Origin of the sequence: Streptomyces sp. NPDC058464, from assembly GCF_042721035.1 — a bacterium.
Classification (GTDB): Bacteria; Actinomycetota; Actinomycetes; order Streptomycetales; family Streptomycetaceae; genus Streptomyces.
Map to the genome: position 1 here is coordinate 256803 of NZ_JBHXMA010000001.1, position 11447 is coordinate 268249.

Sequence of the window (11447 nt, forward strand, 5' to 3'; positions counted from 1 at the left end):
ACTGTGACCACGTCTTCCGCATCCCCCACGCCCCCGCTCCAGGTGACCGTGTGGGGCGAGAACCGCCACGAGAAGCTCGAGGAGCATGTGGCCAGGATCTATCCGCAGGGCATGCACACGACGATCGCGGAGGGCATCAGGGAGAACCTCGGTGACGCCTGCACCGTACGCACGGCGACGCTGGACGACCCCGAACACGGCCTGACCGAGGAGGTGCTCGCCGGCACCGACGTCCTCACCTGGTGGGGACACGCCGCCCACGCCGAGGTGTCCGACGAGGTCGTGGAACGGGTGCACCGGCACGTGCTGTCGGGCATGGGCCTGGTGGTGCTGCACTCCGGCCACTGGTCGAAGATCTTCGTGAAACTCATGGGCACCAGCTGCACCCTGCGCTGGCGCAACGAGCACGATCGCGAGCTGGTGTGGACGGTCGATCCCACCCACCCGATCGCCCGCGGAGTGCCCCATCCGATCGTCGTCGAAGAGGACGAGATGTACGGGGAGTTCTTCGACATCCCCGCCCCGGACGAGCTGGTCTTCGTCAGCTCGTTCACGGGCGGCGAGGTGATCCGCGGCGGCTGCACCTTCCGCCGCGGCCACGGGAGGATCTTCTACTTCAGCCCCGGCGACCAGGACTACCCGGTCTACCACCACAAGGACATCCGCCGGGTGATCGCCAACGGCGTCCAGTGGGCGCGTACGGACCGGCCCGAGCGCGGCCACCCGGAGCTGCTGCGCTACGACACCGACGACTTCTTCAACGGCACGTCCTACTCCGGGCCGCTGCGATGACCCACCGAACCCACCGAATCATCGGTTGCGGGCCGGAGAACCCCCTGCGCGTCGTGGTGGTCGGCGCCGGCTCCATGGGCCGGCAGTGGCTGACCACCGTCACCACCTCGTCCGAGACCGAGCTCGTCGGCATCGTCGACCTCGACCTGGCCGCTGCCCGGCGGGCCGCGGCGGACCTCGGCCGGCCCGGCCTCCCGGTAGGCTCCGACGCGGTCGCGCTCGCGGCCGGCACCGGTGCCCAGGCGGTCGTCAACGTGACGGTTCCGGAGGCGCACCACCCCGTCACCACCGCCGCGTTGTGCGCCGGGCTGCCGGTCCTCGGCGAGAAGCCGATCGCCGACACCCTGGCCCGCGCCCTGTCCCTGGCGGCCGCGGCCGAGGTGAGCGGCGAACTGTTCATGGTGAGCCAGTCCCGGCGCTGGAACCCCCAGCTGTTCGCCCTGCGCGGGATGCTCCGGGAACTCGGTGCGATCGGCACCCTGACGACCGAGTTCTTCAAGGCCCCGCGCTTCGGCGGTTTCCGCGAGGAGATGGCCTACCCGCTGCTGGTCGACATGGCGATCCACGCCTTCGACGCGGCCCGTTTCCTGCTCGGCGCGGATCCGGTCGCCGCCTACTGCCAGGCGTACAACCCGTCGTGGAGCTGGTACCAAGGCGACGCCGCGGCCAGTGCCGTCTTCGAGATGGCCGGCGGGGCACGCTACGCGTACAACGGCAGCTGGTGCAGTCCGGGCGCCGAGACGTCGTGGAACGGGACCTGGCGGGCGAGCGGCGAGAAGGGCTCGGCGCTGTGGGACGGCGACAACGAGCCCGTGCTCGTCGCCGACGTACAACCCGCCGAGCGCCCCCGCTCCCCGTACTCCGACATCGCCGGAGCGCTCCAGGTCTTCGTCGAGTCGCTGCGGACCGGCGGCGTACCCATGGGTGAGGTGCACGAGAACGCCATGAGCCTGGCGATGGTCGAGGCCGCGGTGCTGTCGGCCCGGACCGGACGGCGGGTGCTCGTCGACGACGTGCTCGACCAGGCGTACGCGGCGGCTCTGCGCGACGAGAACCACCCGGACGTACGTGCCGCCCTCGCCGGCTGGCCGTCGGTCCGCGGCGCCCTCGTCCCGTAGCGCCGCCGCTCCCCCACACCCTGTCGAATCCACCGAGACGGAGACCCCGTGCCCCGCCCTTCTCCCGCTCCTGTTCCCGGCCGCCCCCGCCTCGGGGTGGCGATGATCGGTCACTCGTTCATGGGAGCCGTGCACTCCCAGGCCTGGCGCACCGCTCCCCGGATGTTCGAGCTGCCCTTCGACGTCGGCATGACCGTCGTCTGCGGCCGTGACCCGGAACGTGCGGCCCGGGCGGCCGAGCGGCTGGGGTGGGGTGACTGGGCGGACGACTGGCAGCAGGCGGTACGGCGTGCCGACGTGGACGTCGTCGACATCTGCACGCCCGGCGACTCCCACGCCGACATCGCGATCGCCGCCCTGGCCGCCGGCAAGCACGTGCTGTGCGAGAAGCCCCTCGCCAACACGGCCGACGAGGCCGAACGCATGGCCGCCGCCGCGCGGGTCGCGGCAGAGTCCGGCGTCCGGTCGATGGTCGGCTTCAACTACCGCCGGGTGCCGGCACTGGCGCACGCCGCGTGGCTGGTCGCCGAGGGCGTGATCGGCGAGGTGCGGCACGTCAGGGCCCAGTACCTGCAGGACTGGATCGTCGACCCGGAGTTCCCGCTGGTGTGGCGGCTGCGCCGGGAACGGGCCGGCTCCGGCGCGCTGGGGGACCTCGGGTCGCACCTGGTCGACCTGCTCCAGCACCTGACCGGAGAGCGGCTCACCGGGGTGTCGGCGACGCAGGCGACGTTCGTCGCCGAGCGACCGCTGCCGGAAGAGTCCAGCGGGCTGGCGGCGCGGGCCGGGACCCGGCGTGGGCAGGTGACCGTCGACGACGCGACCGCGTTCACCGGCCGGCTGGAAGGAGGCGGACTCGTCGTGGTCGAGGCGACGCGTTTCGCCACCGGGCGCAAGAACGCGATGCGGATCGAGGTGAACGGATCACGGGCGTCGCTCGCCTTCGACTTCGAGTCGATGAACGAGCTCCACCTGTACGACGCTGCCGACCCGGAGACGGAGGCGGGATTCCGCCGGATCCTGGAGACCGAGCCCGAACACCCGTACCTGAGCGCCTGGTGGCCGCCCGGTCACGGACTGGGCTACGAGCACGCGTTCGTCCACCAGGTCCACGACTTCCTGACGGCGCTGGCGGACGACGCAAGCGACCTGCGCCCGTCGTTCGCCGACGGCCTGCAGGTCCAGTACGTCCTGGAGGCCGTCGAGCGCAGCGCCGCGGACGCCTCCCGCTGGACGAGCATCGGCTGACCCCTGGGGGCTCGCCCCGAGGCGACGCCCTTGTCCGAGTCGCCGGTATTCGCCTAGCCTGAGTTTGTGCCGCTAATAAACAAACTCCGGTCGCACACCGCCGTGCCCGGAAACGCCCTCACCCGACTCCGTATCGCCCTGACCGTCTTCTTCGCCATGGACGGCTTCGTCTTCGCCGGATGGGTCGTCCGCATCCCGGCCATCAAGGAACAGACCGGCGCCTCGGCCAGCGCCCTGGGCCTCGCCCTGCTCGGTGTCTCGGCCGGCGCCGTGATCACGATGATGTTCACCGGACGGCTGTGCCGCCGCTACGGCGCCCACCCCGTGACCGTCGTCTGCGCCGTCCTGCTCTCCCTGAGCGTCGCCCTGCCCCCGCTCACCCACTCGGTCCTGGCCCTCGGCGCCGTACTGCTGGTGTTCGGCGGTGCCTACGGCTCCATCAACGTGGCCTTCAACAGCGCCGCGGTCGACCTGGTGCGAGCCCTGCGCCGCCCGGTCATGCCCAGCTTCCACGCCGCCTTCAGCCTGGGCGGCATGACCGGCGCCGGTCTGGGTTCACTGATCGCCGGGGTGCTGACCCCCACGCAGCACCTGCTCTGCCTCACCGTGATCGGCCTGGCGGTCACCTTCTTCGCGGGCCGCACCCTGCTCCGCACTCCCCCTCCCACCACGCCCGAGGACGACGCACCGCGGGCGGCATCCGCACCGCACCGCCCGGCACCCCGCACCCGTCTGCTCGTCGTCACGTTCGGTCTGATCGCCCTGTGCACGGCCTACGGCGAGGGGGCCATGGCCGACTGGAGCGCCCTGCACCTGGAGCAGGACCTCGGCGCCGCACCCGGTGCGGCCGCCATCGGCTACTCCTGCTTCGCCCTCGCCATGACCGTCGGCCGGCTCAGCGGCACCAGGCTGCTCGAGGTCCTGGGGCAGACCCGGACCCTGGTGTTCGGCGGCGCGACCGCCGCGATCGGGATGCTGTTCGGCGCACTCGCCCCGGCCCTGTGGGCGGCCCTCCTCGGATTCGCGATCACCGGACTCGGCCTCGCCAACCTCTTCCCCGTCGCCGTCGAACGCGCGGGCAGGCTGGCCGGTCCCGACGGGGTCGCCATCGCCTCCACCTTCGGCTACGGAGGCATGCTCCTGGGACCACCCGCCATCGGCTTCATGGCGGACTGGTTCTCCCTCCCCACCGCCCTCACCACCGTCGCGGCCCTCGCCGCCACCGCCGCGGCCATCGCGCTCCTGACCCGGCGCACGGCAGGACACTGACCGAAGCCCGCGTCCGGCCCGCCGAACGCACTCCCGCCTCAGCCGGACGGCGGGAACGCGTCGACGGCCCGCAGGATGTCGCGGCGTGTCACGTCGCAGTGCGTGACCATGCGCACGGCGGCGGCCGCGGGCACCGCGAGGACTCCCCGGGTGGCGAGTACGCGGACAGTGGCGGGCGGGTCGTCGACGGGCACCATGACGATGTTGGTCTGCGGTGCGACCGCCTTCCGCCCCCGCTCGGCCAGACCGGCCGCGAGCAGCCGGGCGTGGTCATGGTCGGTGGCGAGTCGGTCCACGCGTTCCAGGGCCACCAGACCGGCGGCGGCGAGCACCCCGCCCTGCCGGACACCGCCCCCGAGCATCTTGCGGACCCGGCGCGCCGCCCGCACGAACTCCGTGTCTCCGGCCAGCACCGAGCCCACCGGTGCACCGAGTCCCTTGCTCAGACAGACCTGCACGGTGTCGGCACCCGCGACCAGGTCGGCCGGCCGCACCCCCAGGGCGACCGCGGCGTTCCACAGCCGGGCGCCGTCGAGGTGCACCGACAGGCCGGCCTCGTGGGCGGCGCCGGTCAGCCCGCGGTGCTGCTCGGGTGTGGTGACCGTGCCGCCCGCCGCGTTGTGGGTGTTCTCCAGGCACAGCAGCCGGTCCCGCAGCGTGAAGTAGGGTCCGCCGCGGGTGACGGTCCGGCCGATGTCGGACGGGCTCGGCACACCGGGGCCGGCCGTCCAGGGCAGCGGGCGGGGCATGCCTCCGGCCAGCCAGGCGGCCGTGCCGAGCTCCATGTCGAGGATGTGCGCGCGGTCCGGGGCGAGGAAACGGTCGCCGCGGTCGAGGTGGACGAACAGTGCGATCAGGTTGCCCATCGAACCGCTGGGCACCCACAGCGCGGCCTCGGTGCCGAGCAGTGCGGCGACCTTCGCCTCCAGCGCCCGCATGGTGGGGTCGCCGTCCAGGACGTCGTCGCCGACCTCGGCGCGGGCCATGGCCTCGCGCATCCGTGCGTCGGGCCGCGTGACGGTGTCGGACCGCAGGTCGACGGGCGGTCCGTCCGCGGGTGCCGTCATGAATGCCTCCGGAAGGGAATGCCGGCCGGCACCGGAGTCCGGCCGCGGCAACTACGGCCAGCGTGACACGTCGTGACGGGTCATCAGCAAGGTTGCCGGCACGCCGAATCGGGACGCGTGGCGACGGAGACGTCAGGTTCGCTCTCGGCGGCAGGCAGGAGATCGCCACCGGAACTCGGCCCGTGGCGACGGCCCGTGGCGACCGCTCGCGGCAACGGCTCGTCGAGAAGGCCGACCCCTCAGTCCAGCAGCCCCGGTCAGTCCAGCAGGCCCGGCTCCCGTACCGACTCCAGCACCCCGGCGAGTCTTGCCGTGTCGGCGGCCGTCCACTCCGGTGGACTCGTGATCTCCGCCCAGGCGCTCGTGGGCAGGGTCCCGTATCGGTGGCCGAAGCCGTCCGGGACGCTGTCGGCGCCGGCCAGGTCGCATGCCACCTGCCAGAACGTCAGCAGCGGATACCACTGCATCGCCGGTGAGACGTCCCGGGCCCGCGGCCGGTCCAGCCAGTCCGGCTTGCGGAAGGCGAGGTCGGGCGACCACCAGACGACCGGGTCGGAGCCGTTCTGGAGGTAGACCGCGCGCGGTTCGCCCCAGGGCGCGGCCGGGATGCCGTAGTCGGCCGGCACCTGCGCGAAGCGCACATGTGCCCCGTCGTCGACCACCGGCCGCCATTCGGGGCTGCCCGGCTGCCGCTGGGCGGTGACCGTCCTCCACAGCGGGTTGTCGTAGGTCGGCCCGACGAACAGCGCGCCGCCGGTCTTCGCGACGAGCGTGGACACCGAGCCGTCCAGGGCGGACTCCATGGAGAAGGAGCCGAGGCTCTCCCCGTAGACGAGGAGCCGGGGGCGGGAGCCGGCGGGGAGCGTCCGCCACTTGGCGTAGACGGCGTCGAAGAGTGCGCGTCCGGTGTCGGCGGCCTCGTCCTCGGTGAGCGCGGAGACCCAGCTGGGGAGGTAGGAGTACTGCATGGCGACCTGAGCGGTGTCGCCGCCCCACATGTACTCCAGGGGATTGCTGCCCTGGCCGTTGATCCAGCCGGTGCCCGTGGTGCCCATGACGGCGAGGACGCTGCGGGAGAAGCCGCCGGTGCGTTCGAGTTCGCGTACGGCGAGGGCGGCGCGTTCGTCGAGGCTGTCGGCGGAGCGCAGGCCGACGTAGACCCGTACCGGATCCACCGCCGGGCGGCCGGTGAAGGCCGCGATGTCGGCGCGCGGCGTGGCCGTGCCGACGAAGTCGCGGCCCTTGGCGCCCAGCGTGTCCCAGGGCGCGGCGGAGTCCGGGCTGCCGGAGAGGGTGGGCAGGCCGGGCCGGTGGACGCCCTTGGCGGTGCCCTGGTCGGCGAGGGAGGCGGCGCTCTCGATCGCGTCCAGTGCCGCGCGCAGCAGGAAGCCCTGGACGACTCCGACGATCACGAACGCGGCGAGGGCCACCCCGGTGGCGTACGCGAAGGGGCGCGGCAGGTGGGCGCCGAACGCGCGGGCGACGACGCGGGTGCCGAGCCGTACCGTACGGCCGGCCAGGAGCAGCAGCGTCCCGACGAGCGCGGCCACCACCGGGACGAGCGCCCACTGCCACCAGAGGATGTGCGGGGGCAGGGTGACCGCACGGCGGACCTGGCCCTGCCAGCGGACGCTCCAGGCGGTGACGATGACCACCGCGGCGGCGCCGAGCACGCCCAGGGCGGCCCAGAGGGCACGGCGGACCCGCGGGCGGATGCGGGCGCCGGCCCAGCGGAGCAGCAGCCGGGCGAGGGTCTCCAGTACCGCGCCGACGGCGTAGCCGAACGCGGCCGAGACGCCGGCCGCGAGTCCCTGGAGCCACCAGGCGCGCGGGAGCAGCGACGGGGTGAGGGACAGGCAGTAGCACAGGACCGCCACCCCGGTGCCGCCCCAGCACGGCCGCCGCCGGACCACCCGGCCGGGGCCCGCGTACCCGCGCACCCGCTCCGCCGCCCGCCGACTCCATTCCTTCGTACGATTCAGAGCCCTGCCCGCACCACTCACTTGGCCACCTCGGGACCACGATCGGCCACCGCACCCGCGGCCGCATCCGGAAGATCCTTCAGGACCGCGCTCCCTTCCGGGAAAAGGTGCAGAGCCTCGCGGGGTGTCCCATCGTGGTGGGCATGGCCCAGGCCCGGACGACCGAGAACCCCCGCTCCATGCCGCCCGCGGCCGGGCCGACGCCGCCCACGCGGACCGGCACCGTGCCGCCGCGCGTCCCGGCCGGGCGCTGACACCCCGCCCGGCATGCCGCTCCTCCCCCGGCTCCCCCGGCTCCCCACCCGTACCGCCGTCGCGGCGGTGGTGACCGTCCTGGTGCTCGCGAATCTGCTCGACAACCGCTGGGCCGGATCCTGGATCCTGCTCACCGCGACCGTCGCCTCGGCCGTCCTGGTGGGGCTGCTGTTCTGGGCCGGGGGCAGCTGGTCGGAGCTGGGGCTGGGCCGGAACACCCTTGCGGACGGGGTGCGTTGGGCGGCGGCCCTGATCGGGATCGTCGCGGCGGTCTATCTGTGTGCGGCCCTGCTGCCGGTCACCCGGGGGCTGTTCGCGGACCAGCGGACGGACGCGCTGAACGGCTCGGAGATCGCCTTCAAGGCGCTGGTCGCGGTGCCCGTGGGGACGGTGCTGCTGGAGGAGACGGCCTTCCGCGGGGTGCTGTTCGCGCTGCTCTGCCGCCTGCGCACGGCCACGACGGCGGCCGTCCTCTCCTCCGTGCTCTTCGGCCTCTGGCACATCCTGCCCTCGCTGAACCTCAACAAGGACAAGCCGACCCTGGGTTCGCTCTTCGGGCACTCGGTCGCGGGGGCGGTCCTGGTGGACATCGGCGCCGTGCTGTTCACGGCCGTGGCGGGCTGTCTGCTGTGCTGGCTGCGTGATCGCAGCGGCTCCCTGCTGGCGCCGATGGCCCTGCACTGGGCGGTCAACGCCCTGGGCTACGCGGTGGGGTTCCTGCTGCGCTGACGGCCCTCTCCGCGCCGCGTATCCGGCAGACTCACGGCATGGAGACTGCCGAGTTCCTCGAGATCCTCGACCGGGAGGGCCGGTTGCTGGCCGCGGCCGCCCTGGAGGCGGGGCTCGACGCCCCGGTGCCCACCTGCCCTGACTGGCGGGTGCGCGACCTGCTGCGGCACACCGGCACCATCCACCGGTGGGCCGCCGGTGTCGTCGCCGACGCGGAGACCTCGCCCCGCCCGATCCCGGACCCGCCGGGCATCGACGGCACCGAACTGACCGCCTGGTACCGGGAGGGCCACCGCCGGCTCGTCGACACCCTCGGCGGCGCACCGCAGGACGTGACGTGCTGGACCTTCCACCCCGCCCCGGTCCCCTCGCCGCTGGCCTTCTGGCTCCGCAGGCAGGCGCATGAGACGACCGTCCACCGGTACGACGCCGAGGCCGCACGGGGCGGTCCGGCGTCCCCGGTCGGCACGGACTTCGCGGTCGACGGCATCGACGAACTGCTGCGCGGCTTCCACGCCCGCGCCCGCAGCCGGGTCCGCAGCGAACACCCGCGGGTGCTGCGGGTGCGCACGGCAGACGCGGCCGGGGCATGGACGGTACGGCTGTCGGCGCGACCGCCGGTCACGGAACCCGGTACGCTCCCCGGCGCCACGGCCGAACTCTCCGGTCCCGCCGACCAGTTGTACCTGGCCCTGTGGAACCGGGTGCCGGTGCCCACGGTGACCGGCGACCCGGAACTCGCCGAGCTCTGGCTGACGAACTCCGGTATCTGACCGCCCGATTGGGCAACCGGCCGGGCTCAGCCTGACTCGGCGGTCAGCATCCTGGTGAGCACCGCGCGCTGCACCGGCAGCACCTCGCCGTGCAGTGCGCGCCCCTTGCCGGTGAGCGCCACCCGCACGCCCCGCCGGTCCTCCGGGCACATGGCCCGCTCGACCAGGCCGTCCTTCTCCAGGCGGGCGATCAGCCGGGACAGCGCGCTCTGGCTGAGGTGCACCCGCTCGGCGATCTCCTGTACGCGGAAGCTGCAGGCGCCGTCCGGCGCCGGGCCGTCGGAGAGCAGGTCGAGGACCTCGAAGTCACTGGCGCACAGGCCGTGGCCGTGCAGGACACGGTCGAGCTCGCACTGGGTGCGGGCGTGCAGGGCCAGGATGTCCCGCCATTGCTCCACGAGCGCCTGCTCGGGCTTCGTCGCCGCCATCCGGGCACCGTAGCAGAGAAACCAGATTGTTGCATCGTAATTAAATGCGTTTGCATTCGATGCATGTGCATGTACTGTCTGGGTTCATGACCTCTCCGCTCACCGCCCCCGCTTCCGAGGGACGCTGGACCCCCCGGCTCTGGGGCACGCTGCTGGTGCTCTGCGCCGCCATGTTCCTGGACGCGCTGGATGTGTCGATGGTCGGCGTCGCCCTGCCGTCGATCGGCTCCGACCTGCATCTCTCCACCTCGACGCTGCAATGGATCGTCAGCGGCTACATCCTGGGCTACGGCGGCCTGCTCCTGCTCGGCGGCCGCACCGCCGACCTGCTCGGCCGGCGCCAGGTGTTCCTCGTGGCCCTCGGCGTCTTCGCGCTCGCCTCGCTCCTCGGCGGGCTGGTCGACTCGGGCCCGCTGCTGATCGCCAGCCGCTTCATCAAGGGACTCAGCGCGGCCTTCACCGCGCCGGCCGGCCTCTCGATCATCACGACCACGTTCCCGGAGGGTCCGCTGCGCAACCGCGCCCTCTCCATCTACACCACCTGCGCGGCCACCGGCTTCTCCATGGGCCTGGTGCTGTCCGGCCTGCTCACCGAGGCGAGCTGGCGCTTCACCATGCTGCTGCCCGCCCCCATCGCCCTGATCGCGCTCCTCGCCGGCCTCAGGCTGCTGCCGCGCAGCTCCCGCGAACGCGACCACAACGGATACGACATCCCCGGCGCGGTCCTCGGCACCGCCTCGATGCTGCTCCTGGTGTTCACCGTCGTGGAGGCCCCGCAGGTCGGCTGGGCGTCGGCCCGCACCCTGCTCTCCTTCCTCGCGGTCGCCGTCCTGCTCACCGTCTTCGTCCGGGTCGAACGCCGCTCCCCCGGCCCGCTCATCCGCCTCGCCGTGCTGCGTTCGGGCAACCAGGTCCGCGCCCAGCTCGGCGCGATCGCCTTCTTCGGCTCGTACGTCGGCTTCCAGTTCCTGACCACCCTCTACATGCAGTCCGTACTCGGTTGGTCGGCGCTGCACACCGCCCTGGCCTTCCTGCCCGCGGGCGCGCTGGTGGCGGTGTCGTCGACCAAGGTAGGGGCGGTCGTGGACCGCTTCGGCACCCCGCGGCTGATAGCGGCCGGCTTCGCGTTCATGGCCCTCGGATACGCCCTGTTCCTGCGTGTCGACCTGGACCCGGTCTACGCGGCGGTCATCCTGCCGTCGATGCTGCTGATCGGCGCGGCCTGCGCCCTGGTCTTCCCCTCCCTCAACATCCAGGCCACCAACGGCGTCGACGACCACGAGCAGGGCATGGTCTCCGGGCTCCTCAACACCTCGGTGCAGGTGGGCGGTGCGATCTTCCTGGCGATCGTCACGGCCGTGGTCACCGCGGGCGCACCCGCCCACGCGACCCCGCAGGCGGTGCTCGACAGCTACCGTCCCGGCTTCGTGGTGGTCACGGGTGTGGCCCTCGCCGGACTGCTGATCACGCTCACGGGGCTGCGGGCCCGACGCCCGCAGGAGACCGTCGTGATCGCCAAGTCCACCTCCCTGGAGGCGGAGCGCGTGTCCGCGCGCGACTGAACGGGGACGCCTCCGAACCGTGGGGCCGGCGGGGGGGGGTGGGCGCCCGGGGCGCCGCGGGGGGGGAGCCGGGGGGTCGTTGCACCGGGGGGGGGCCAGTAAGGGCCGGGGGGGGGCGGGGGGCCGGGCGGGGGCGCGGGGGGCGGCCGGGCGGGGGGGGGGGGCCGGAGAGCAGGGGGAGGCTGGGGTAGCGCGTCAGGGGGGTGCGGCGGATGGCCGAGGGG

General features: G+C 73.2%; 10 protein-coding genes. 7 read left to right on the forward strand and 3 right to left on the reverse strand.

Features of this window, described 5'->3' with window-relative positions; translation table 11 throughout:
- Positions 1-3 precede the first annotated feature (3 nt).
- The 4 genes from ACFWPQ_RS01205 to ACFWPQ_RS01220 all read left to right on the forward strand — a co-directional run bounded on the left by ACFWPQ_RS01205 (position 4) and on the right by ACFWPQ_RS01220 (position 4427).
- Positions 4-792, forward strand: coding sequence for a ThuA domain-containing protein (locus tag ACFWPQ_RS01205; protein WP_384028652.1), 789 nt, complete (start codon positions 4-6; stop codon positions 790-792).
- Positions 789-1910, forward strand: coding sequence for a Gfo/Idh/MocA family protein (locus ACFWPQ_RS01210; RefSeq protein ID WP_384028654.1), 1122 nt, complete (start codon positions 789-791; stop codon positions 1908-1910). The genes ACFWPQ_RS01205 and ACFWPQ_RS01210 overlap by 4 nt, the downstream gene beginning before the upstream one ends.
- A gap of 102 nt (positions 1911-2012) precedes the next feature.
- On the forward strand, positions 2013-3158 hold the full coding sequence (locus ACFWPQ_RS01215) for a Gfo/Idh/MocA family protein (RefSeq protein WP_384029320.1): 1146 nt from the start codon (positions 2013-2015) through the stop codon (positions 3156-3158).
- 102 nt (positions 3159-3260) lie between these two features.
- Positions 3261-4427: an MFS transporter gene (locus ACFWPQ_RS01220; RefSeq protein WP_384028656.1), complete on the forward strand. Its 1167-nt coding sequence runs from the start codon at positions 3261-3263 to the stop codon at positions 4425-4427.
- A 38-nt stretch (positions 4428-4465) separates the two neighbouring features.
- Here the strand turns inward: ACFWPQ_RS01220 and ACFWPQ_RS01225 are convergent, their stop codons facing one another.
- Positions 4466-5494: a threonine aldolase family protein gene (locus tag ACFWPQ_RS01225; RefSeq protein WP_384028658.1), complete on the reverse strand. Its 1029-nt coding sequence runs from the start codon at positions 5492-5494 to the stop codon at positions 4466-4468.
- A 257-nt stretch (positions 5495-5751) separates the two neighbouring features.
- Complete coding sequence (locus ACFWPQ_RS01230; RefSeq protein ID WP_384028660.1) at positions 5752-7434, reverse strand: alpha/beta hydrolase; 1683 nt, start codon at positions 7432-7434, stop codon at positions 5752-5754.
- A 309-nt stretch (positions 7435-7743) separates the two neighbouring features.
- Between ACFWPQ_RS01230 and ACFWPQ_RS01235 the strand changes: the two genes are divergently transcribed.
- Both ACFWPQ_RS01235 and ACFWPQ_RS01240 read left to right on the forward strand, forming a co-directional pair.
- On the forward strand, positions 7744-8460 hold the full coding sequence (locus ACFWPQ_RS01235) for a CPBP family intramembrane glutamic endopeptidase (RefSeq protein WP_384028662.1): 717 nt from the start codon (positions 7744-7746) through the stop codon (positions 8458-8460).
- 38 nt (positions 8461-8498) lie between these two features.
- Positions 8499-9233: a maleylpyruvate isomerase family mycothiol-dependent enzyme gene (locus tag ACFWPQ_RS01240; protein WP_384028664.1), complete on the forward strand. Its 735-nt coding sequence runs from the start codon at positions 8499-8501 to the stop codon at positions 9231-9233.
- 26 nt (positions 9234-9259) lie between these two features.
- Here ACFWPQ_RS01240 and ACFWPQ_RS01245 read toward each other — a convergent pair whose 3' ends face one another.
- Entirely contained in the window at positions 9260-9661 is a 402-nt protein-coding gene (locus ACFWPQ_RS01245) for a MarR family winged helix-turn-helix transcriptional regulator (RefSeq protein WP_384028666.1), read from the reverse strand.
- Positions 9662-9747: 86 nt separating this feature from the next.
- On the opposite strand from ACFWPQ_RS01245, the gene ACFWPQ_RS01250 reads away from it, so the two are divergent.
- The gene (locus ACFWPQ_RS01250; protein ID WP_361281927.1) at positions 9748-11223 is read left to right on the forward strand and encodes an MFS transporter; all 1476 of its coding nucleotides are present in this window, start codon (positions 9748-9750) and stop codon (positions 11221-11223) included.
- Positions 11224-11447 lie beyond the last annotated feature (224 nt).

Coding starts and splice junctions, on each gene's coding strand:
- ACFWPQ_RS01210 (WP_384028654.1), top strand. CDS start 789: ATGACCCACCGAACCCACCGAATCATCGGTTGCGGGCCGGAGAACCCC.
- ACFWPQ_RS01250 (WP_361281927.1), top strand. CDS start 9,748: ATGACCTCTCCGCTCACCGCCCCCGCTTCCGAGGGACGCTGGACCCCC.
- ACFWPQ_RS01240 (WP_384028664.1), top strand. CDS start 8,499: ATGGAGACTGCCGAGTTCCTCGAGATCCTCGACCGGGAGGGCCGGTTG.
- ACFWPQ_RS01215 (WP_384029320.1), top strand. CDS start 2,013: ATGATCGGTCACTCGTTCATGGGAGCCGTGCACTCCCAGGCCTGGCGC.
- ACFWPQ_RS01245 (WP_384028666.1), bottom strand. CDS start 9,661: ATGGCGGCGACGAAGCCCGAGCAGGCGCTCGTGGAGCAATGGCGGGAC.
- ACFWPQ_RS01225 (WP_384028658.1), bottom strand. CDS start 5,494: ATGACGGCACCCGCGGACGGACCGCCCGTCGACCTGCGGTCCGACACC.
- ACFWPQ_RS01235 (WP_384028662.1), top strand. CDS start 7,744: ATGCCGCTCCTCCCCCGGCTCCCCCGGCTCCCCACCCGTACCGCCGTC.